Source organism: Thioclava sp. GXIMD4215 (assembly GCF_045291555.1).
GTDB classification, from domain to species: Bacteria; Pseudomonadota; Alphaproteobacteria; order Rhodobacterales; family Rhodobacteraceae; genus Thioclava; species Thioclava litoralis.
Map to the genome: position 1 here is coordinate 682,419 of NZ_CP149515.1, position 22,396 is coordinate 704,814.

Sequence of the window (22,396 nt, forward strand, 5' to 3'; positions counted from 1 at the left end):
CGCTCCTTCAGAGGTCTAGCGTTTTCGGACGACGGCGGTCGTACCAGGTCACCACCATCAGGCGGGTCACCCAGATTGCGGTAAACACCGAAGTCACAATCCCGATGATCAGGGTCACGGCAAAGCCGCGCACCGGCCCTGCCCCCAGCACAAACAGGATAAGGGCTGTCAGGAAGGTGGTGACATTGGCGTCGATAATGGCCGACATCGCCTTTTCATAGCCGATCTCGATCGCCCGCGCAGGGCCTTTGACGCGCTTGAGTTCCTCGCGGATACGCTCGTAGATCAGCACATTGGCATCCACGGCGGTGCCCATCGTCAGCACGATCCCCGCAATCCCCGGCAATGTCAGCGTGCCGCCGATCATCGACATGATCCCGAAGAGCAAGCCGATATTGATCAGCAGCGCAATCGCCGCGAACGTCCCGAACAGCCCGTAGCTGGCAATCATATAGGCAATCACGAGGAACAGTCCGACCACGGCGGCAATCGCTCCGGCACGGATGGAATCCGCGCCCAGCTCCGGCCCGATCGTGCGTTCTTCAAGGAAGTCCAGCTTGGCCGGAAGCGCGCCCGAACGCAGCAGAAGGGCCAGATCGGTGGATTCCTGAATGGAGAAATTGCCGGTGATAATGCCCGAACCGCCCGCGATATGGCTCTGGATGGTGGGGGCCGAGATCACCTCGTTATCCAGCACGATGGCGAAGGGTTCGCCGATATGCGAGGCGGTGAAATCCCCGAACTGGCGCGCGCCGGTCGTATTGAAACGGAAGCTGACCGCCGGATAGCCGTTCTGGTCGGTGGCGGCTTTCGCATCGGTCAGGGCATCCCCCGACACAACCGGCACATCCCCCAGAATGTAGTAAAGGCCCTTGCGGTTGGCATCGGGGACCAGCACGTTGCCCGCGCCGGGATTGGCGTTCTCGTCCTGCGTGCTGCCATTCACCTGCATGAAGTTCAGCTGCGCGGTCGTGCCGATCAGATCCTTCAGCTCCTGAGCCGAGCCGATGCCGGGAACCTCGATCAGGATCCGGTCCGAGCCCTGACGGGCAATCGTCGGCTCGCGGGTGCCTGCGGCATCGATCCGGCGGCGCACGATTTCAAGCGATTGCTGCATGGTACGGTCGTCAGTGGCCTGTTTTTCCGCATCCGACAGCTTGATGGTGATGGTATCGCCCTGCCCCGTGATCTGCAGATCATCCTGACCGACGCCAGTCAGCGTCACAATCGGCGAAGCGAGCGTTTTGGCAATTTCGACCGCCTTCTGGATCTGGTCGGCATTGCCGATCTGGATCCGCAGCTCGTCCTCGGGCGAAGAGACGCGGCGGATCGCACCGATGGTGGAACGCTCTTTGGCCAGCGCGCTGCGCATTTCCGGCCAGAGCGATTTCATCCGCGCAGCATAGACATCCGAAAGCTGGACTTCGGCCAGAAGATGGGCGCCGCCCCGCAGGTCGAGCCCGAGATTGACCAGCCCGTTGGGCAGCCAAGCGGGCCAGGCGTCCAGCGCAGCTTGCTGTTCGGTCGTCAGGGTCTTGGTTTTGGCGAAAGTCGAGGCGGCATCATTATGCCCCTCGACCTTGGCGTAAAAGATATTTGGCGCGGCCATTGCCAGCCCGATAACACAGAGGGCGATAATGAGAATACGCTTCCAAAGCGGGATATGCAGCATGGCCGACGCTTTCGTTCTTATTTGGATTCAGCAGCAGGTTCGGTTTTCGAAACCACCTGACCGATGGTCGATTTCACCACGCGCACTTTGACGCCCTGAGCGATTTCCACTTCGACCATGCCATCTTCGCGCACATTGGTCACTTTCCCCAGAATGCCGCCTTGGGTGACAACCTCGTCACCGCGACGCAGGGCTTCCACCATCTGGCGATGCTGTTTCGCCTTTTTCTGCTGCGGACGGATCAGCAGGAAATACATGATGATGAAGATCAGGATCAGCGGCAAGAACTGGCCGAGAGCGGCCATACCACCGGGTGCTGCTGCACCGGCTGCCTGAGCATATGCGGGGGTCACGAACATTGACTTTGGGTCCTTTCCTGAGGGCCAGAGAGCGCAAAAACGCCTTGAATTCGGCGCGCACCCTATATGGGCCTTGGGACGATGGCAAGTTTCTGCCGCCCTAGTAACGAACAGAACGCCGGAATACACGACGCATCCGACGGTCACACGAAAATGTCAGGAAATTCTGGGGATCTGCCCCCGTTCTGGGGCATCGGCCGTGATCCTGTCCGGGAGGGGTGAGACCGGGGGAGCTGCTCCCCGGTCGGGGTGACCCGGACAGGATCATTGGCGAAAGACGTGCGATCGCCCGCAAGGCTGCGGAAGATCACGTGGCAGGAAGGTGGCCACAGGGGAGTTGACCACCTGCGGGAGGGATCACAGGGTCTGGGCGTCGATCAGCGTTTGCAGCTTGGCGCGTTCTGCGCCGACCATATCCTGCGCGCTCATCTCGGCGATATCGGTGCATTCCTCGATCATGAAGGCAAAGAAATCGCTTTCGAATTCGACACCATCCACCACAAGGCGGGCGATGAAGCGCAGCTTGGCAAGAGCTTCTTTCAGGTTCGACGGCTCGGTTTCGTAAATGACGCTCTCAAGCGTGTTGAGCTGGTAGCGGTAGATGCGGACCTCGGTCTCGAGTTCTTCGATCTCGGCGGTCTCGCGGGTATGGACGGGAGGACGTTCCGGAATGTCGGTGGTGCCACGCAGAGCCTGCTTGATACGCTCTTCGCTGATCATCTGGTGATAGCGCGACATCTTGGCCTGCTGTTCGGTCAGTACGCGATCGCACAGCCCTTCGATATAGTCATAACGACGGATCAGTTCGATCAAGGTCTTGCTGTCTGCACGCTCTGCTTTGGGAGCACCGATGGTTTGGAATTCAACTGCGTTCTGCATTGTGTTCGTCCTTCTGTTCGCCTTGGGCAGTCAGCCCTGTCTGCTGCCGATGAACACATAATTGCGAGTAGGCTTGACCAAATGAGGGAGGAACCAAGGCATTGTTTCCCACTTGGTTACCAATTCCTTAACGAAGGCGGGAAGATGGTTAAATTTGGTTAACACGATGGCATAGAAGATTTTTTGTTATTTTTCATAAACTTGTAAGGTTAGGTTTGAAGGCGAAAATAAGGCAGAAAATCTGGCGCGTCGGGGCGCCGTGAATCTTTACCCTTTATTTACCAATCAGGCAGGCTTTGCCCTATTTCACAGGCGATCAGGGCAGATTTGGACAGTGGTTCGATCTTGGCAACAATCGTGATTTGCCGGTGATTCCCCGTCGGAGCAGAATCACTCCCTGCATCGTGGCAGCCAAGCGCATGACAGGGCGGATAACGGGCCGATACACCGCAGGCAGATGAAAGGCGCCCGAAAGCGCCTTTCGTCAGACACGACCCCGGCCCTGCGGCCGAGGGGGCCACTAATGATGGCGCTAATGATGGAACGCCATCAGACTCTCGCAGCCCTGAACCGCGCCATGATCCAGAAGCTCGGAACATTCTTCCATGACATTCGCGAAATAGTCGGGAGAGAATTCATAGCCATCCTGCATCTGCCCCGAGAGGAAGCGCAGTTTGGCCAGAGCCTCTGCCGGATCGCGCGGAGGCGTCTCGAAGATCACATCCTCGATCAGTTCCATCTGGTATCCGAGAATGCGGATCTCCTGTTCCAGCTCGTCAATCTCGGCAAGAAGCTTATCGGCAAGCGCAGACAGTTCTACAGGCATCGCATCGGGCGCAAAACGACCCTGCCCTGCCGATACGGTGCGCGCCAGCGCATCCTGTTCCCCGATCATCTTGTCGCTAAGATCGCGAAGATAGCTGTGGCGGGCCACGAGCTCTGTCATCGGTAGCCGTCCTGCGGGGCTACTGCCCGATCCGGTCTCGGTCTTCACTTCTGCAAACATCACCCGTCATCCCTTCTTGGTGCGCAATCGTTTCCGGCTTTCGCCATAGAGCCCCGAAATACGGCAGCCCGAAACACCACGGCCCGAGCACGCCCCGTTCGAGGACATCCGGACAACTGCGCCAAGCGAAGAGACGGCAATTTTTGCCGCACATATTCCACAAGCTCCTGCTTGCAGCCCCGCCTGGCTGGCGCGGTCTTCACGGTTGACGTTAGTGCAGCACGCTTAACGCAAGGTGAATTTGTTCGCCTTTTGATCACTTTTCTCCGCCACCCGCTCTGGACTTTGGGGCGGCGCGGTTTGATAAAGACCCCCATATGGGCGCACAGACTGCAGGAAGGGTTCAGACATGACATCTCCCGATGATCCGATCATCTTCGACGACCAGCCCGAGGCCGGCCACCAGTTCCAGCGCCTGCTGGCGATCATGTCCAATCTGCGCAACCCGGATACGGGCTGCCCGTGGGATATCGAACAGGATTTCGGCACCATTGCGCCCTATACTCTGGAAGAGGCGCATGAGGTGGCCGATGCGATCGAGCGCGCGGCATGGGACGAGCTGCCTGCCGAACTGGGCGATCTCGCATTGCAGGTGGTGTTCCATGCGCAGATCGCCAAGGATCGCGGCCTGTTCGACGTGACGGATGTGCTGCGCGCGATCAATAACAAGATGGTGCATCGCCATCCCCATGTCTTCGGCACGGAAAATCGTGACAAAACGGCGCAACAGCAGAGCGCGGACTGGGAAAAGATCAAGGCCGCAGAGCGCGCGACCAAGGGAAAACGCGAGACGCCGACGGGCGTGCTGGACGATGTGGCTCTGGCCCTGCCCGCGCTCACCCGCGCCCTCAAGCTGCAGAAGCGTGCCGCGCGGGTCGGGTTCGACTGGACCGATATCGGGGATGTTCTGGCCAAGATCTCGGAGGAATCCGAAGAGCTGGTCGAGGCGCGCGCCATGCTGGGCGCAGACGAGATTGCCGAAGAATATGGCGATCTGCTGTTTGTCATGGTGAATCTGGGGCGGCATCTGGATCTTGACCCCGAAGCCTGCCTACGGGCGACCAATAGCAAGTTTACCCGCCGGTTCGCCTATATCGAAGACGCCCTGCGCAAACGGGGCAAAACGCCAGATCAAAGCGATTTGGAGGAAATGGATGCGCTTTGGAACGCGGCAAAAGCGGCAGGGATCAAATAATCCCTGCCTTATCGGTCCGAGCCTTAAAAGAAGACCTTCCGCGCCATATTCAGCGCGACCAGCGCCAGAAAGAGCGCAAAAACGCGTTTGAGCACTTTCGGATCCAGCTTATGCGCCAGCGTGGCGCCTATGGGTGCGGTCAGCATGGTGGTGGCGATCACGATCAGGAAGGCCGGAATATTCACCGCCCCGATAGTGTAAGGCGGCGGATTACTGACCGAAGTCAGCAAGAATCCGATAGCGGAAGGCACCGCGATAATCACCCCGAAGCCCGAGGCCGTCGCGACCGCGCGATGGATCGGAACGCCATGCAGGGTCATCAGCGGCGTTCCGATGGACCCTCCCCCGATCCCCAGAAGCACGGACACCAACCCCGTCAGCGGCGCATAGATCGCCCGCCGCGCAAGACCGGGCATCGTTTCGGCCAGCCGCCAAGTGGGTTTTCCAAACAGCATATACATTGCAATCACAAACACCATCACCGCAAAAAATGCCTGCAATATCGTGGTGCTGAGATGGTGGACCACCAAAACCCCTGCCAGCGCGCCAATGGCAATGAACACCGCCCATGACCGCAGGATCGACCAGTCGACCGCGCCGCGCTTGTTATGCGCCAGCAGCGAGCGGCAGGAGGTTACGATGATCGTGGCAAGCGAGGTTGCCACGCAGATCTGCATCAGATCATCGGACGCATAGCCCAGAGCCGAGAACAGGTAGAGGAACGCGGGCACAAGCACGATGCCGCCCCCAACACCCAAAAGCCCTGCCAGAACACCCGCAACGGCACCGGTTGCAATCAGGATAAGAATAAGCGGCCCTAAAGTGGCAGCGTCAGTCGTCATACGGACATCCCCGAAAATGTGGAGAGCCCGCAAGGGCTCATGGATCTTGCTCTGCCTGCGCCGCCATCGCCTCGGATACGGCGGCAACCGCCTGACGGAACAGCGAAACCCCAGCCCCGGAGCGCGTCGCCCCTTCGGACAGGATCTGCCGGTATCGCCGCGCTCCCGGACGGGCATGGAACAGGCCGAGCATGTGACGGGTAATCTGGTGCAAGCGCCCGCCCTGAGCAAGATGTGACTCGATATAGGCGATCATATTTTCGGCAATTTCAAAGGGATCGCGCGGGCTCCCCTCTTGCCAGATCCGCAGATCGGCCTCTCCAAGGATCGCCATCGGTTCATGATAGGCCGCCCGCCCGATCATCGCCCCGTCCAACCCGCGCGATAAAGCGGCCTCGGCAGCAGCCAGATCCGCCAGCCCGCCATTCAGCGACAGGTTCAGATGCGGGAACTCCAGCTTCATCCGATCCACGAGTTCGTAATCCAGCGGCGGGATCTCGCGATTGTCTTTAGGCGAAAGCCCCTGCAACCAAGCCTTGCGCGCATGGATGGTAAAGCGGTTCACCCCTGCCGCCGAAACGGTTTCCAGAAAGCGCGGCAGCACCTCCTGCGGGTCCTGATCATCCACCCCGATCCGGCATTTCACGGTAACCTCCGCCGTGCTGACCGCGCCCATCTCTGACACGCATTCCGCCACCAGCTCGGGCGTTTTCATCAACACCGCCCCGAACGCCCCCGATTGCACCCGATCAGACGGACAGCCGCAATTCAGGTTGATCTCGTCATACCCCCAGTCATTGGCAATCGCGCTTGCCGCACGCAATTCCGCCGGATCGGAGCCGCCAAGTTGCAAAGCCACGGGGTGCTCGGGGACGTTATATTCCAGAAGCTTGCGCCGGTCCCCATGCACAATCGCCGGAGCCGTCACCATCTCGGTATAGAGCAAGGCGTGACGGGAGATCTGGCGATGAAAGAAACGACAATGCCGGTCCGTCCAATCCATCATCGGCGCAACGGACAGGCGGGAAGCCGTTGACAAATCTTGTTTTTTAATTTTATCAGCCACTTATATTCGTCTCACCTTCGTCTCGTTCCTGACCGTTCTGTACCAAAGACGCCAATTTCGACGCTGGACTTGGCACAATGTACCAAATAGGATTCCCATGTACCAAGCCGGGAGGTCATCATGGGCTCGATTACCACGCGCAAACGTAAAGATGGCAGTAGCAGCTACCTAGCACGTGTGCGTGTAATGCGAGAGGGCTCTACTTATCATGAGACGAAAACCTTTGACAGACGCCCCGCGGCGACCGCCTGGATAAAGAAGCGTGAGAACGAGCTTGCCAAGCCCGGAGTGCTAGAAGAACTGAACGTATCCGACCCTCCACTGTCCAAAGTGATCGAGCGCTACACCGAAGAAACGGTGAAGGACATCGGTCGCACAAAGGCGCAAGTCCTCAGGACCATCGCCACCTACCCGATCGCCGATCTGCCATGTTCCACCATCAAGTCGAAGGATATCATCGAGTTTCTTCAGTCTCTGCCCGGACAACCGCAAACCGTCGGGAACTACGCGAGCCATCTCGCCTCCATATTCGCCATAGCACGACCGATGTGGGACTTCCGGCTGGATGACCGAGAGATGAGAGACGCGATCACCGTCGCGCGCCGCATGGGGATCATCTCCCGTTCCGCGCAGCGGAACCGCAGACCCACCCTCGATGAACTCGACCGGCTGCTGGCCCACTTCATTGATCGGCGCCAGAGAACACCTCAGGCCATGCCCATGCACAAGGTGATTGTGTTCGCTCTCTTCTCGACGCGCCGACAGGCAGAGATCACCCGCCTCACCTGGGATGATTTTCAGAAGGAGCACAAGCGCATTCTGGTCCGTGACATGAAGCACCCCGGCGAAAAGCTCGGAAACGATACCTGGGTCGATCTGCCTGAGGAGGCAATTCGGATCGTCGACAGTATGCGCAAGAGCAAAGCTGAGATCTTCCCCTACTCCCCCGACGCGATCACGGCCAACTTTACTCGCGCTTGCAAGCTGCTCGGGATCGAGGATCTTCATTTCCACGATCTACGCCATGAAGGCATCTCGCGCCTGTTTGAGATGGGTTGGAACATTCCCCATGTCGCAGCGGTCAGTGGACACAGGTCTTGGGTGAGCCTAAAACGCTATACGCACATCCGAGAAACAGGCGATAAGTTAGCAGGGTGGCCCGGCCTGCAACTTGCGATCGACAGAGACTGAGCCGGCCAGCCTTGCCGAAGGTGGAGCTCCCCCGGTTTCGTGGACACCCTTTGTCCTGCAGTGCTTCTTTGAACCAGTCAGCATCTTAGCCCCGTTCCCCGAGCAGCCATTTGACGTTTGGCAGGCCGCTAAGCAGGGCCGTTGCGCCGATGTAATCGCTGTCCTGTCCAGCTGTGATGAACAGGTCGATCGGTCTTCCCTGGCTGTCACAGATTGCGTGCAGCTTGGTGTTCATGCCGCACTCCCTCTGCCTTTATCCCGACGTAGAACGCACGCCGAATATTGACCACGGTAGCTTGCGCTCCGTCGCCGACGGCATTCACAACCCAACGCATACGAAATTGTATTAGGCGGCGCAGGAGCGCGGATGCAATTCAGTCGATGGGCTGGGAATGCTCGTCGGCTAGGGGGTGATTGGATTAAAGCGCTGGACTGGCGTCGATGCGGATCAGGCTGTCATGCACCAAGCGCTGCTGGACCTAGACCTCTGAAGACGGGATAACCCAAGCGGCCTGAAAAACTGAAAAGGGGAACTCACGTTTAAAACGTGAATTCGTCATAATCATCTCGAAGACACCCGGGGGCTTGGACCCTAAGTTCACGTCCGGGAGAACGAGACAGAGTGATATTCGCGATCATACCAGAGTAGCGGGCGTTTATCCCGTGCCCAATCTGCCCCGATGACTTGCCCTATGAAAAGGGTATGATCATTCATCGGCATCACCTTCTCCAGAACACAATCGAACGCGGCAACAGCACCCAGAAGGTGCGGCTGACCAGACGGCCATTGTGTCCAGTCCCCCTCTGCATATCTGTCGTGCACTTCTCCCTTGCCGGCGAAGGCATCAGCGATCTTCTCCTGTCCCTCAGCCAGCATGGCGAGCGAAAATCTTCCGGCGGCGCCGATCACATCAGCCAATCGGCTGCGAAATTTTATCGAGATCATCACTGTCGAATGATCGGCGGAAAGCGGAAACATCGCGGTGACCGTCCGGCCAGGACTTTCACGCGCTCCATCAGCATTTACGACCCAAACGGAAGAGGCTATCCGCGCCATCGCTTCGACGAATTGCGTCCGCGCAACAGCGCGTTTCACCGTCGTGTCGAAGGCATTTGAAGTCGTGCAGCCATCCTCCGCCACGCCCCAAAGCGATTGTCCCTCCAGCCTGGCATTATCCATGACGCATATCCTCCAGAATGGCGTCGCCCGCACGCAGGGCCAGCGCGGCCATGGTCAATGTGGAATTCACCGTTCCTGCCGCTGCCATTGCGCCCCCTGTGGCGAGGAACAGATTCTCGTGATCGTGGGTTCGACACCAGCCATCGACGACGGAGTCGGCGGGATCATCGCCCATGATCGTCCCGCCGGTGATGTGGTTGTTAGGCGTGAAGTATGAGGTCGTCTCGATCTCTGTCGCCCCCATCGCCTCTGCGATCCGATTCAGGTGTTCTCTGGATTTCACCGCCGCCTTGCGGACGTAGTCGCCGACATCATAAGTCACTTCGGGATGCGGAATGCCCAGGGCATCGCGGCGGTCTTTCGACAGGCGCAGCCGGTTGTCGGGATGGGCAAGTGTTTCGTGATTGACATAGATGTCGACACCATGCGCAGAGCGGCGGCGGATTTCCTCGTCAAGCTTGCGTCCCACCAGCCCCATCGACAGTGCCTTCATCCCCGCACGCGATGTCTGAGCGGTATTGTTGTACCCGATCTGGATCGCTGAATAGTCCGAACGGAACGGACCATCGCGGAAGTTGGTGATCGAACTCATCTGAACCGAACCGCCGCCAGCCCAGACCGGCTCGGCCGATTGGAAGCTCATCGCGATACCGGGATGGTCCATCATGTTGCGACCGACCTGGTCGGAAGAGTTGGCGATGCCGCCCGGATTGCGGTCGTTCGCGGCGAGCAGCAAGAGCTTCGGTGTCTCGATGCCATTGGCGGCAATGACGAAGGTCTTGGCGGTCACACGATGGGACTGCCTGTCCGGATCGTAGAAATTCAGTGCGACGATGCGGTTTTTCTCATCCGTCTCGATCCCGTAGACGACAGCGTTTTCGACAACCCTCGCACCGAGTGCTTCAGCTTTGTGAATCGAGAGGATGCCACTGTACATCGCTCCGATCGGGCAAATCGGCATACAGTTGTTGTTGCCAACACATTGTGGGCGCCCGTCGTAAGGCCGGCTGTTGCGCGCTTGTGGGACAGGTGTGTTCTCATATCCAAGCGGCTTGACGATCTCAGTGAACTTTCGGTCGCCCGCGCCGTAAGGCATTGAATCCATCGGCCAAGGTTGCTTGCGCGGCGCGGAGGGCACGATCTCCATGCCATTGGGGCCCTTCACGCCCATCTCCAGCTCGGCCTCGTAGTAGTAGGCTTCGAGATCATCATAGGAGACGGCATAGTCACGCCCCACCCCATAGGTGGATTGCAGCTTGAAGTCGTTCGGCAGATACCGCCAGCTTGAAGCCGCCCAATGCCAGGTAGTTCCGCCGACGCCCTTGATGATCCCCTGCTTATAGGCAGACGCATCCGGCCCCTTGGCGATCAGGTAGCCATTGTCGAGAAAGAAATTGGTATGGGGTGCCCAGGGCGCTATGGGATATGGGGTCGCATAGTCATAGTCGGCTTTGTTGGCCGGTGGCATGTGACGCCAGTTTTCAACGATCTGCGCCCGATCGTAGCGCGGCCCTGCATCTAGGACCAACACATCCAGGCCCTGCTTTGCCAGCTTGTGTGCAAGCAGTCCGCCGCAGACACCGGCTCCGACGATTGCCACGTCGGCCGTGAGAAATTTGCCAACCATTGTGTATCTACCTTTCAGATATTTTGTGAGCGAGGGCGCAAACGCCGCAAAACGACCGCCACCAAAGCAATTGCAATCACGAGGAACAGCGCGGTGGCGCCGTAAAGAATGCTCGGTGCGGCGAGCCGGGCGATCACAGGCCGGGCTCCACCGCTGCGGACTTGCCCGACCTGGGCACCGGTCACACGGGTCTGCCCCACTCCAAAGCGGGCGACGACATAAGTCGAAATGGCCGCGACCTGTTCGTCACTGAGCCTCTGGACCGGGGAATCCGTCCCAAATCCCGGCATCAGAATCTCGCGGCCCTGTGTTTCACGGTCGACCCCATACAAGATCGTTGCGACCAGGTTCGTCGGGTTCGATGAAGTGACCGTGCCAATACCAACGAGCGGCGGATAATAGCCATCGGGCGTGCCGCTGCCGTCCGGCTGATGACAACTGGCACAGACGGCGTTGTAAAGAAGGGCTCCATCGGCGATGCCTGCGATTTCGGTCTGATCGCGGCGCCCATTCACCAAGTTCAGATCGAATGCGGCTGGTACAGGCTTCGCACCTGTCTTGCTCTCGGCGTCCACCGCCTCACTCTGAGCTGAAGTGGGGACGCTTCGCAGATAGTTGACGATCGAGGTGATATCGGTGTGGGTAAGATGCTGGAAGCTATGTTCGATCGCTTCGGCCATCGGACCTGCAGCGCGGTCCTGCGGCGCTATGCCCGTTTTCAGATAGGCCTCAAGGTCGTCGTCAGACCAGCCCCCAATACCTTGCGAAGAGTTGGTGATATCCGGTGCATACCAGGGACCGACTGCCCCGCCCCGAAGGTAGCGGGAGGGATCGGTTCCAAGTGTAAGCGTGCGCGGGGAATGGCATTCCGCACAATGCGCGAGCCCATCGACAAGATACCGTCCGCGTTCGAGTGACTCGTCCTCTGGTGTCCCGGTTTGCGAAACTGGCTCGGCGTTCAGGTTGAGGGTTTTCCACGGGCCAAGCGCCGCCCTCATGGAAAAAGGAAACGGCAGATGCGTTTCCGGCGCGCTCCGATCCACCGGGGCAACGGTTTGCATGAGATAATCGTAGAGGTCTGAGATGTCCTGATCCGACAGGCGCGCGTAGGACGTGTATGGCATGGCAGGGTAAAGGTTCGCGCCATCCTGGCGCACGCCTTCGCGCAGCGACCGGGCAAACTCCGCGCGTGAATAGCTCCCGATCCCATGACTGAGCGAGGGCGTGATATTGGTCGAATAGATCGGCCCAAAGGGTGACGGCACGGGATAGCCACCCGCGAAGGGCATCCCTTCCCGGCCGTTCGTGTGGCAGGCCGCGCAATCGGCCGCGAGGGCAAGGTAGCGACCACGCGCAATCGAGCTGTCCGCGGCGTCTACGCTCGCGGAAACATCGGGAGTTTCGGCAATTGACACGGCGGGGCTCAAGAGCGCAAAGGCCAAGAAAAGAAGTCCGATGGCGTGGGAATACTGTGTGTGTTTTTGTTGTTTTGGAGCCATCACAGGGCCACTTCGCGATAGAATTTGGAAAGCGGAAATACGTCGCATTGCTCAGAACTCGGGCATATGTGCGAGCGGCGGTGGCGCGGCTGTCCAGTAATTCGGACCGCTCCGCGCAAAGGTCGGGATGATCACACCGTCGCGGGCGGGCTGATACATCAGCGCCTTTTCATAGGCATAGACCGGGGCGTTGCTTCCCTCCTCGGTCACGCCGGAATACCAGGCGCGCACGACGCTCAGCAGCGTGTCATGCAGCACGGTCCCTCTGAGATGCTCTTCCATGGCATCAACATCAGGGAGAGAGCCGTCTTCGACCATGCCGCCTAGCACTGCAAGATTGTCGAGGAATGCCGGATCCCGCTCGGCAAGAGCCGAAAACAAGGCGTTCCCGACATCGCCATCGAGGCTCACGTGGCCTGTGGCGAATTTCGAGAACGCCATGAAGCTGTTCAGGGTTTGAGGGGCCGCCACGGTTTCCGCGCGCGCCGCGAGGCTGGAGCCCCCAGTTCGCCCCAATATTGCTGTCGCGAATACCGAAACGCTCGAGAGTAGAAGGAGCCGACGCCGACTGACGGCCGGCCCGCAGGTGAGGGTCACTGAATGCGTTTCGTCTGTCATTTACTGGGCTCCACTGCTGAAACATGATTTTGGTTGGAGGAAGGGAAATCCATAGTCGCGACGACCTTTCCGGGATTTAGCTGGCGTCGTTTCAACCGGTCGAGCGAACGGGGGATATCGGCAAAGCTGATCATGTCGGAAATCGTCACCGCGACCTCCCCTCGATCGACCATGGCAAATAGGCTAGCCAACATTGATCCAAGGTCTGCCAGGTCCGTCTTATCCCCGTAGCGGTAGGCGGCGCCGAGCGCGATTTCATGGAGGCTGATACCGCGTTCAAACCAGCGAAGCCGCGAGAAATCCGGGAAAGCGACAATGCTCGCCAAGCCACCATTAAAAGCAATCAGATCAAGGACATCATTCGGGTTATCCGGGCCGATCGTGTCGATGACAAAATCGGCCCGATGTCCATTTGTTGAAGCCTTGAGCTGTGCGAGTAGATCGGGCCCCGGCGCGAGGACCGTGTGGGCGCCAAGTGCACGCGCCATATCCGCGCGATCAGCCCGCGCAACGGCGATCACGTGATGCCCTGCAGCCTTCGCTATCTGAACGGCGAGTCCCCCGACACCGCCACTCACCCCGAAAATCAGCACAATCTGGGGTCGCTCAGGGAGCTTGCGATGCAGGATTTGATAGGCCGTCAACCCCGCAGTTGGCAGGGCAGCAGCACTCTCGAAACTCATGCCATCTGGAATGGCTGCCAGGGTCTCTACTCTTGCGATCGCAAGTTGGGCAAACCCACCGCGTCGCCAGGGATCCCCGAAAAATGCGACCCGTTGTCCCGGCCTCCACTTGCTCACGGCCTCGCCAACTGCCTCGACAGTACCAGCGACATCGACTCCCAAAACATGAGGCCAGACCGCGATGCCGTCTCCGGCCTCAGCGAATTTGTAATCGACCGGATTGAGACCCGCGGCCTGAACCCGAACCAGAACCTCTCCCGGCGCAGGGTGCGGAATGGGCAGCGTACCAAATCGCAACGTTTCCAATGGCCCTGGGCGGTCGAGCAAGATCGCCTGCATCGTCGTGTCGCTCATGCGGCACCCTCCGAATTTGTGTAGATGAAGTCGCGGCGAAACGGATAATCGGACTGGCTACCGCGCAGCTCAGTGTGATCCGGATCGCCACTGGGGCGCGTCGCGAGGATTTGGTGAATCGAGATCCAGTTTTGCTCGAAAGCCAACGCGCACCCTGCCAGATAGAGCCGATAAGCCCTCAAGATTGCCGGTCCCTTTTCCGGGCCGGCCGTCTCCGTCAGAATCCGTTCAGCCTCGGGGAGCCGGGCTTCGAGCGCATCCGACCAATCCCAGAGCGTCCGCGCATAGTGTGGGCGCAGGTTCTCCACATCGACGGGCTCCAGTCCCGCCGTGCTTGCCTCGCGCACCGCCGCACTGACATGCACCAACTCACCGCCCGGGAAGATGTAGCGCTCGATGAAGTCACCGAGCCCGCCGCCAATCTGCGCCCCATCCAGTCCGGAAGAGGTGATCCCATGATTGAGCAAGAGACCGCCGGGTCTCAGCAGGCGCTGCAATGTTCCAAAATAGGTTGGCATATTGGCCGTGCCGACATGCTCAAACATCCCCACCGATGCGATCTTGTCGAAAGGCCTTTGAGATGTGAGATCGCGATAGTCCAGAAGATCCATCCGGACGCGGTGCCCAAGCCCCTTTTCGGCGATCAACCGGTTGACATATGCATGCTGGTTTCGAGACAGCGTGATCCCCTGTGCCTCGACGCCATAATTCTCTGCGGCCCAAAGCAACAACCCACCCCATCCCGCGCCTATGTCCAGAAAGCGCTCTTCACGTTGAAGGTCGAGCTTGCGGCAAATGAGGTCGAGCTTGGCCTCCTGTGCCTTGTCCAGTTGTGTTGAAGCCGACGGATAATATGCGCAGGAATAGACCCGGCGCGGATCGAGCCAGAGCGCGTAGAAGTCATCGGAAACATCATAGTGAAAGGCGATTTGCGCAGCGTCTCGCCTCCGGCTGTGACGCAAACGTGAGGATATCCGCGCCAATCCCCTGTGCCACCACGATGGAGGCGCACCGATGTTCTGCGACGGAAGAAGACCTACGACAGCCGCCATCATATCGCGCATCGATCCCTCGACAACGGCACGCCCTTCGACCACTGCCTCTCCAATGACCCCAAGTTGGCCAGCGGCCAGGGCTGCCAGATCGCGGCTGCTCTGCAGCTTGAGTTGGATTGGCGCAGTCTTGTCGCCCAGCAGGGTGCCGGAGGGGAGAACAAGTGACACCGGCTGTGCCAGTGCATCGAGCTTTCGTTGGATATGTGCCGCAGCAGGTGTCATGTCTTAGCCATCAAACTTGATCAATCGTGGGTCGCGCGGGTCCGGCAGGACCAATTGGTCCCGGCCGCCTGCAAGGCGGCCAGGCACGTGCTGTCAGTCCCAGTCGGGGGCCAGGCCCTCGGGGCTGACGAGACGTCCGTCGGAAACCGCGCGCGCGGAAATCACCGCCATGTCATCTGCGCTCAACGAAAAATCGAAGATTGCGAAGTTCTCGGCGGCGCGTTTCTCACTGACGGTCTTGGACAGCGCGACGATGCCATCCTGCTGAACAAGCCATCGCAGCACGACCTGAGCCACTGATCTGTTATGCCGCGCCGCGATATCCTTCAGGACCTCGTCCTCGAACACCTTGCCGTCCGCCATGCCGTAATAGGCGGTCACGCTGAGCCCGGCCTCGCAGGCAGCTTCGATGACCTTCGTTTGATTCAGATATGGGTGGTACTCGATCTGATTTGTCACCAGCGGCGTATCGGATAGCCTGATCGCTTCTGCCATGAGCGCGGTGTTGAAGTTCGACACACCGATATTGCGTGCCTTCCCCGCCTGTCGCACTTCATTGAGTGCGTCGATCTGCTCTGCCAGCGGCACGGCCTGGTTTGGCCAGTGCAGAAGGAGCAGATCGACATAGTCCGTTTTCAGCTTCTTCAGACTTTCGTCCACCGAAGCGATGAAAGCATCATGCGGATAGTTTTCGACCCAGACCTTCGTGGTGAGGAAGATTTCACCGCGGGCGACACCCGATGCAGCGAGGCCCTCACCGACCTCGGCCTCGTTGCCATAGATCTGGGCGGTATCGATATGGCGGTAGCCGAGGTCGAGCACATGTTTGACCATGCGCCGGGTGTCAGGTCCCGACATGCGAAAGGTGCCAAACCCAAGGGCCGGAATACTGGCACCATTTGCGCTAACGTTCTGATAGGAGGGAGATGTTTGTGTCATAAGTCAGTCTTTCAATCGATTTTCTTCAGGCAGCTCTGGTCTTGGTGTCCGTGCTGCGAAGCTGCGGCAGCACATCAAGGGCAAGCTCCTCAATGACCTCCGGCAACGGGCGGCGGGACGGTCGCAACAAGACGGCCAAGTGATCGACACCCACGTCCTGAAGGCGCGCCATATGGTCGATGAAACTGTTGCGGCCCAGACGCGCCCCGAAGCGGCGCGGCGTTGCGACCTCGTCGGGATCGTCGGCAAGGTCGAGATGGAAGGCGCTGATGAATGCCCCCCTGTCATGCCCCGCCGCAGCGCGTCGGGATCGGAAGTCTGCGGCCTGCGACGCCATTCGGTTCAAATCGCCAGGATAGACGAAGCGCCCGTTCATGTTCCCGGCGATCCAGTCATTTGATTGCTGGCCGTTCCCCGCGATCACCATCGGGATGCGATTGCCGGTTGGCTTTGGTAAAAGGTCGTACTCAGACACGCTCCTGCCATCTCCAAGAGGCAGGCCGCCGTTCTTCCAGGCCGCGCGCAAATAGTCGACACCTTTGCGGAAGGTCTCGCCACGCGCCTCGAAATCGAGGCCAAGCAAAGGATACTCAACAGGCCGGTCGCCCGATGCGAGCCCGAGGATCAGGCGACCGCCGGACAATTGTTCCACCGAAGCCGCCGCCTTTGCCACCATCATCGGGTGGCGCAGCGGCAGCACGATGGCTGCAGTGCCCAGAGCCACATTCTTCGTCGCAGCGGCAAGATAGCCGAGATTCACGAAGGGATCGTAGACCGAACCGGCATCGCCGAAGTTGCGCGGATCGAAGACCGGGACATCACGCATCCAGAGTGCTGCGAACCGGGCATCGTCGATCTGACGGACAAGTTCGGGGTAGCGTGTGAGGTCCGGGACGCCGTAAGGACGCCCCTCCTCCCGCCGGCGGGCATCTCCCGCCGGTGACCAGTCGTTGTCGAGGGGAAGTTCAATGCCGAGGGTAATCTCGCCTGGCCTGGCAATCAGGTCCATCGCGGATTTCTGTGTATTGGACATCGTTGTTTCCTTATTCGAAATGCGCCGTGGCATATTTGGTGCGGCTGTCGAGAACACCGCTCCAGTAGGTCAGGACCAGGGCACCGGCGACCATGATCGCGCCGACCCAAGGGGTTGCATCGAGACCGAAACCGGGAGCTTCGACGACCACGCCTCCGATCCAGGCCCCGGCAGCGATGCCGAGATTGAAAGCCGCAATGTTGAGTGCGGATGCCGTATCGACGGCACCGGGACGGTGCTCTTTGGCGAGTTGCACCACATAGAGCTGAAGTCCGGGAACATTGGCGAACTGGAGGAAGCCGAGCAGCGCGAGGGTCACCAGCGCAGCGATCGGATTGACTGCGGTAAAGGTGAAGACCACGAGGACAATGGCCTGAGCCAGGAACAATCCGGTCAAAGCCTTTACGGGGTTCTTGTTGGCGATCTTGCCGCCAGAAAGGTTCCCAAGCGCGATCGCAGCACCGTAGAGCACCAGGATCAGGCTGACGGACGAGGCCGAGAAGCCGGTAATTTGTTCCAGGATGGGCGACAGATAGGTGAAGGTCACGAAGGTACCGCCATAGCCGAGTGCGGTCATCGCAAAGACGAGCAGCAGGCGACCGGAGCCCAGAACGCGGATCTGATCCATGATCGAAGCCGGCGGTGCCTTGGCGATCTTGTTGGGCAGGAGTGCTGCAATGCCAAGAAGGGCAACGGCACCGAGGATGGTGACAGCCCAGAAGGTCGCACGCCAGTCAAAGATCTGGCCGATCCAGGTTCCAAGCGGCACGCCGGTCACAATGGCCACGGTCAGCCCCATGAACATCAATGCAATTGCGGAGGCACGCCGGTCTTCTGGCACAAGGTCAGCCGCAATTGTCGAGCCCACCGAGAAGAAGACCCCGTGTGCAAAGGCCGCAAGCACGCGTCCGGCCAGAAGAAGGCCAAAGGTTGCGCTCATGGCGGACAGAACATTCCCCGCGATGAAGAGCAGCATGAGGATAATGAGGAGCGGTTTGCGCTCCATACGACCGGTGAGCGCGGTGAGGATCGGCGCGCCAAACGTCACACCAAGCGCATAGATGGAAACGATCAGCCCGGCGACGGGCAAGGAAACAGAGAAATCGTCAGCAATGATCGGCAAGAGGCCGACACTGACGAACTCCGTCGTCCCGATCGCATAGGCAGCGATCGTCAAGGCAAAGAGGGCAATGGGCATAGGGCATCCTTTCTCCGGCGACATGAATGTCCTTGGCCGGATTGAAACGGGTCAGGGTGGAGTTCTTACTGACCGCAGGATGCGTCAACGCGACTTTTGAATGAATACGCCCATTTATACAAATGCCTATGAACAAATTTCACATATAGTGATCGTTCTTGCTTCGTGGCCCGCCGCAATCGTCCTGACAGGCCTGACGCGGGCCGCTCAGACCGCAAAGATGTCCGAAAGGGCCGCGCGCATCGGAGCGGCGTCAATCTGCATTCCAGTCCAGAACGCAATGCCGGCGATCCCCTGGTTGACCAGCATCCCAAGCCCATCAAGCGTTCGACATCCCCGCACCCCGGCCGATTTCAGAAAGGCGGTCCGGGGTGGATTGGGAATGACATCCGCAACCACCGTTGAGGCGGAAAGGCTCTGAAAGTCGAACGCAGGGCATGCGTCGACGTCGGGATAAAGACCGACTGGCGTGGCATTGACGACAATATCGGTGCCATCAGGAGCCCAGACATCGCCGAACCATTGCAAAAATTCGGCGCTGGCAGGAGTCTTCGCGTCAACATGTTCTGCAAGTTTGGCGCCGCGATCATTGCGATTTGCGACGGTGATGTGGGCGGCTCCGGCCAACGCGAGCTCGATCGCAATCGCTCGGGCAGCCCCTCCAGCGCCCAGGACGAGGACTTTCTTTCCAACCGGGTCCGTGACGGTCTGGAGTGACGCGAGGAAGCCTTTCCCATCGGTATTTTCACCAATCAACTCGCCCTCCCGGATCGCCACACAGTTGACAGCGCCGATCAGACGGGCGGCATCAGTCAACTGATCGAGATGCTCTATGACCGCGACCTTGTGCGGGATCGAACAATTGAACCCGATCCATCCCATCGCCCTCGCACCGTGCACAGCCTCGCGAAGATCTTCGGGCTGGACCTCACAATTGATGTAGCGTGCTGCGATAGCGTGGTGGCGGTAGGCGGCTTCGATCATTGCCACGGTCGGGTTCTCGGCGGCGGGCGTTGAAAACGACCCGGTCAATTGGTCAAGAAACATGTTGGACGCTGACATGGGGAACTCCTTAAGTCTTTTGCCGGGATATCGGAACTGTGGAAACGCCCATCTCGGCGCCCACAAGGGCATACCACCGCAACTTGACTTGAGAATATTATGACGCAATAACCTTGTCTATGATGAAGAATTTTCACAGGATGCGATGATGGATCATAGAAGCGGAGAAATGAACGTCTTCGTGGCCGTCGCGGAGACTGGCAGCTTCTCCGCCGCCGGACGCAAGGTCGGCCTGACGCCCTCGGCCGTCAGCAAGCTGATCGGTCGGGTCGAGGACCGTCTCGGCGTAGCACTTTTCGCCCGTTCGACGCGGATGCTGCAATTGACCCCCGAGGGAATGCTCTATCTCGAGCGGATCAGACCCATCCTTGCCGACATCGATGAGGCGGAGCGGCTCATTTCGAACGGCGCTGGAGCCGTCCCCAAGGGACGGTTAAGGATCAGCGCATCGGTCGCCTTCGGAGAATGTTGTATTCTGCCGTTGGCCCCGCAATTTCTCGCGCTCTACCCGCAGGTCGAACTGGACATCTCGCTGACCGATGCCGTTGTGGATCTCGTCGACGACCGCACCGATATCGCCCTACGCTCGGGGCCGTTGCGGGACTCCGCCCTCAAGGCGAGGAAACTGCTGGAATCCGGTCGCGTGATTGTTGCGTCGCCCGACTATCTCAAACGTGTCGGCGCCCCGACGACGCCACACGATCTGGCCGCGCATAATTGTCTTCGCTTCAACTTTCGTCGCAGCCTGGACGAATGGCCGTTTCGGGATCCGACCAGCGGAGAGCCCTACAGCCTTGCCGTGACCGGCAATGCACATGGCAACAACGGCGTCATCTTGCGCCAGCTCGCACTACAAGGTGTTGGCTTGGCGCGCTTGGGGTGTTTTCATGTAGCCGACGACATTGCCGCCGGACGTTTGGTTCCAGTACTAGAGAGCTACAATCCTGGTGACATCGAAATGATACACGCCGTCTATGTCGGACATGAAAACCTTGCGGTGCGGATACGTGCCTTTATCGATTTCCTGGCAGACGCCGTGGGCTAACACGAGGCGTGGACGCGGCGGTCATATGAATGCAACCGATGAAGACCAAAGCAAGGCTGCCCAACGCAACTTCAGCCTTGGAGGTTCCCTGAGTACAGCTATGTGAATAGCCGTGTATATCGTGGACGTCTTCTTCGCTAATTTTGAGGCAAGGAGGCTATGATGAGCAGCAGTAAGTTCAGCGACGACTTTAAGAGAGACGCCGTTGCGCAGATCAACGAGAGGGCTGCACCCGGTCAGGGAGGTGGCCGAGCGCCTAGGCGTGAGCCAAGGCTTCGCTTACCTCGCGGTGGCGATCGATCCGTTTTCACGCCGTGTGGTCGGATGGTCCATGCAGTCGCGCCAGACGACCTACGTCGTGCTCCAGGATCTGCTTATGGCCACATGTCGGAGGAACCCGGGCGAGACGTGTTCGACTACATCGAGATATTCCGCAATCCGAAACACAAGCACGCGCGGAACGGAATGCAGTGCCCCCTCGAGTTCGAGCGGCTGCAAAAATCTCCCCCTCTCCCCCACCCTTGGGCAGTTTCGTTTGCAAGGTGGGTTGTCCGCATTTGTCGACCACAGCGTACTGCAATGTCTGGCATGGAGGCCCGACGTTGTGGTAATCACCGGAAGAACGGTCTGGCAAAGCAGGCAAGCACCGGACCTTCGAGATTTTCTTCGGGCCAGCCGAGCAGACAGTTCGACCGTTGCGCTAATCTGTGGCGGAACGCTTGCGCGAGCCGGACTGTTCGACACGGTTCTGCACACGTCAAACAATGCCGACTTCATGCGCGAAAATGCGGCGGGCTACTGTGAGAGCGCGTTCTATCAAGACGGTCCTGCAGGCGTCGCCGCCAACGGCATCATAATTGCTCCAGGCTCAACGCCGGTCAGTTTTTCCTGCGCCGCGTTCGCAAGTGCCGGAATACCTCCGAAAACTGTTTCGCAGTTTCAACCGATGTTGGTCGCGGAGCGTCACTGATAGGCGAACCGAGCACTGTCGATCGGGCCAAAGCAAGGATATTGTGATCCTGACGTCATCGAACAAGCCTGATCACGTCGCAAGTGATTTCGCGAGGTTCAAGAGAGCTGTTTTGCGATCAGCTGACAGGTCTAGGAAGATCCCTACGAGCTGCACACACTCCTTTGAATCGCGCCATGCGAACGCTTCGTCGCTATCGTCTTCTGCCGCACCGGGCTCGAAGAAGCGGTGGATGTCGAGACCGAGCGCTTGCGACATCATCCAAAGCCGCGAAGCACTTACCCGGTTGGCACCAGTTTCGTATTTCTGAACCTGCTGAAACCGAACACCGATCTGATCAGCCAGTTGCCTCTGGGTCATCCCCAACAACCACCGCTGTCGGCGGATCTGCCTGCCGACCCGCAGGTCGACTGGGTGCGTGGCCGAATCTGTTCTTTCGGTCGCGATCTGGAAGTCGTGCTCGCTTTGAGCGTCCATTCAGCACCCTCCTTTTATGTACTTTCTCCCGGCATTGAATGTCGCCATCACTAGCGGATGAAGTCGAACGGATAGCGAATACAATCGACTGCTATCGACAATTATTCACTATTGTTGAACTTCTACCGATGCTCGCGTGTGACAACTGGCCCAACTGGAGCCCCCATTCGTCACAGTCGAAGACGTGGACCTTTTCAAAGCACACCGAAAATCGAATAAGTTCA

At 59.1% G+C, this 22,396-nt stretch carries 20 protein-coding genes and 3 pseudogenes; 5 read left to right on the top strand and 18 right to left on the bottom strand.

The features are described from left to right. Window positions 1–7: 7 nt before the first annotated feature. From secD to WDB86_RS03265, 4 genes are all read right to left on the bottom strand, one after another. A complete protein-coding gene (secD, locus tag WDB86_RS03250) occupies window positions 8–1,672 on the bottom strand; it encodes a protein translocase subunit SecD (protein WP_339107256.1) in 1,665 nt (554 codons plus the stop codon). Window positions 1,673–1,689: 17 nt separating this feature from the next. Continuing rightward, complete coding sequence (yajC, locus tag WDB86_RS03255; RefSeq protein ID WP_339107255.1) at window positions 1,690–2,031, bottom strand: preprotein translocase subunit YajC; 342 nt, start codon at window positions 2,029–2,031, stop codon at window positions 1,690–1,692. Between the two features lie 357 nt (window positions 2,032–2,388). After that, the gene (locus WDB86_RS03260; protein WP_339107254.1) at window positions 2,389–2,910 is read right to left on the bottom strand and encodes a hypothetical protein; all 522 of its coding nucleotides are present in this window, start codon (window positions 2,908–2,910) and stop codon (window positions 2,389–2,391) included. A gap of 532 nt (window positions 2,911–3,442) precedes the next feature. Further along, window positions 3,443–3,916: a hypothetical protein gene (locus tag WDB86_RS03265; RefSeq protein WP_406736578.1), complete on the bottom strand. Its 474-nt coding sequence runs from the start codon at window positions 3,914–3,916 to the stop codon at window positions 3,443–3,445. Between the two features lie 349 nt (window positions 3,917–4,265). Here WDB86_RS03265 and mazG point away from each other — a divergent pair, with 349 nt between their 5' ends. Then, complete coding sequence (gene mazG, locus WDB86_RS03270) at window positions 4,266–5,111, top strand: nucleoside triphosphate pyrophosphohydrolase (protein WP_406736579.1); 846 nt, start codon at window positions 4,266–4,268, stop codon at window positions 5,109–5,111. 23 nt (window positions 5,112–5,134) lie between these two features. Here mazG and WDB86_RS03275 read toward each other — a convergent pair whose 3' ends face one another. Continuing rightward, the gene (locus WDB86_RS03275) at window positions 5,135–5,953 is read right to left on the bottom strand and encodes a sulfite exporter TauE/SafE family protein (protein ID WP_406736580.1); all 819 of its coding nucleotides are present in this window, start codon (window positions 5,951–5,953) and stop codon (window positions 5,135–5,137) included. Window positions 5,954–5,990: 37 nt separating this feature from the next. Next, window positions 5,991–6,992, bottom strand: a complete 1,002-nt coding sequence (dusA, locus tag WDB86_RS03280; RefSeq protein ID WP_406736581.1) for a tRNA dihydrouridine(20/20a) synthase DusA — start codon at window positions 6,990–6,992, stop codon at window positions 5,991–5,993. Between the two features lie 147 nt (window positions 6,993–7,139). On the opposite strand from dusA, the gene WDB86_RS03285 reads away from it, so the two are divergent. Then, window positions 7,140–8,210: a tyrosine-type recombinase/integrase gene (locus WDB86_RS03285; RefSeq protein WP_406736582.1), complete on the top strand. Its 1,071-nt coding sequence runs from the start codon at window positions 7,140–7,142 to the stop codon at window positions 8,208–8,210. 88 nt (window positions 8,211–8,298) lie between these two features. On the opposite strand, the pseudogene WDB86_RS03290 reads toward WDB86_RS03285, so the two are convergent. From WDB86_RS03290 to aroE, 11 genes and pseudogenes are all read right to left on the bottom strand, one after another. Continuing rightward, window positions 8,299–8,448 (bottom strand): annotated as a pseudogene (locus WDB86_RS03290) (IS5/IS1182 family transposase); the annotation flags it as partial. 360 nt (window positions 8,449–8,808) lie between these two features. Then, window positions 8,809–9,390 carry a flavin reductase family protein gene (locus WDB86_RS03295; protein ID WP_406736583.1) on the bottom strand — a complete coding sequence of 194 codons (582 nt, stop codon included), beginning with the start codon at window positions 9,388–9,390 and terminating at the stop codon, window positions 8,809–8,811. Beyond that, the gene (locus WDB86_RS03300; RefSeq protein ID WP_406736584.1) at window positions 9,383–11,017 is read right to left on the bottom strand and encodes a GMC family oxidoreductase; all 1,635 of its coding nucleotides are present in this window, start codon (window positions 11,015–11,017) and stop codon (window positions 9,383–9,385) included. The genes WDB86_RS03295 and WDB86_RS03300 overlap by 8 nt, the downstream gene beginning before the upstream one ends. A gap of 14 nt (window positions 11,018–11,031) precedes the next feature. Then, window positions 11,032–12,564, bottom strand: coding sequence for a c-type cytochrome (locus WDB86_RS03305; RefSeq protein ID WP_406736585.1), 1,533 nt, complete (start codon window positions 12,562–12,564; stop codon window positions 11,032–11,034). A 3-nt stretch (window positions 12,565–12,567) separates the two neighbouring features. Next, window positions 12,568–13,134 carry a sugar dehydrogenase complex small subunit gene (locus WDB86_RS03310; RefSeq protein WP_406736586.1) on the bottom strand — a complete coding sequence of 189 codons (567 nt, stop codon included), beginning with the start codon at window positions 13,132–13,134 and terminating at the stop codon, window positions 12,568–12,570. After that, window positions 13,131–14,171, bottom strand: a complete 1,041-nt coding sequence (locus tag WDB86_RS03315; RefSeq protein WP_406736587.1) for a zinc-binding dehydrogenase — start codon at window positions 14,169–14,171, stop codon at window positions 13,131–13,133. The genes WDB86_RS03310 and WDB86_RS03315 overlap by 4 nt, the downstream gene beginning before the upstream one ends. Next, window positions 14,168–15,448 (bottom strand): class I SAM-dependent methyltransferase, encoded by a 1,281-nt coding sequence (locus tag WDB86_RS03320; RefSeq protein WP_406736588.1) that lies wholly within the window; start codon window positions 15,446–15,448, stop codon window positions 14,168–14,170. Before WDB86_RS03320 ends, WDB86_RS03315 begins: the two co-directional genes overlap by 4 nt. Before the next feature lie 93 nt (window positions 15,449–15,541). Next, window positions 15,542–16,387, bottom strand: coding sequence for an aldo/keto reductase (locus tag WDB86_RS03325; RefSeq protein ID WP_406736589.1), 846 nt, complete (start codon window positions 16,385–16,387; stop codon window positions 15,542–15,544). A 25-nt stretch (window positions 16,388–16,412) separates the two neighbouring features. After that, window positions 16,413–17,420, bottom strand: coding sequence for an LLM class oxidoreductase (locus tag WDB86_RS03330; protein ID WP_406736590.1), 1,008 nt, complete (start codon window positions 17,418–17,420; stop codon window positions 16,413–16,415). Between the two features lie 10 nt (window positions 17,421–17,430). Next, window positions 17,431–18,618 (bottom strand): MFS transporter, encoded by a 1,188-nt coding sequence (locus WDB86_RS03335; protein ID WP_406736591.1) that lies wholly within the window; start codon window positions 18,616–18,618, stop codon window positions 17,431–17,433. A gap of 207 nt (window positions 18,619–18,825) precedes the next feature. Next, window positions 18,826–19,680 (bottom strand): shikimate dehydrogenase, encoded by an 855-nt coding sequence (aroE, locus tag WDB86_RS03340; protein ID WP_406736592.1) that lies wholly within the window; start codon window positions 19,678–19,680, stop codon window positions 18,826–18,828. Between the two features lie 169 nt (window positions 19,681–19,849). On the opposite strand from aroE, the gene WDB86_RS03345 reads away from it, so the two are divergent. From WDB86_RS03345 to WDB86_RS03355, 3 genes and pseudogenes are all read left to right on the top strand, one after another. Then, complete coding sequence (locus WDB86_RS03345) at window positions 19,850–20,725, top strand: LysR family transcriptional regulator (protein ID WP_406736593.1); 876 nt, start codon at window positions 19,850–19,852, stop codon at window positions 20,723–20,725. A gap of 159 nt (window positions 20,726–20,884) precedes the next feature. Then, a pseudogene (locus WDB86_RS03350) lies at window positions 20,885–20,993 on the top strand (transposase); the annotation flags it as partial. Next, a pseudogene (locus tag WDB86_RS03355) lies at window positions 20,994–21,226 on the top strand (IS3 family transposase); the annotation flags it as partial. Between the two features lie 541 nt (window positions 21,227–21,767). Here the strand turns inward: WDB86_RS03355 and WDB86_RS03360 are convergent. Then, window positions 21,768–22,172 carry a helix-turn-helix domain-containing protein gene (locus WDB86_RS03360; RefSeq protein ID WP_406736594.1) on the bottom strand — a complete coding sequence of 135 codons (405 nt, stop codon included), beginning with the start codon at window positions 22,170–22,172 and terminating at the stop codon, window positions 21,768–21,770. Between the last annotated feature and the right edge of the window lie 224 nt (window positions 22,173–22,396).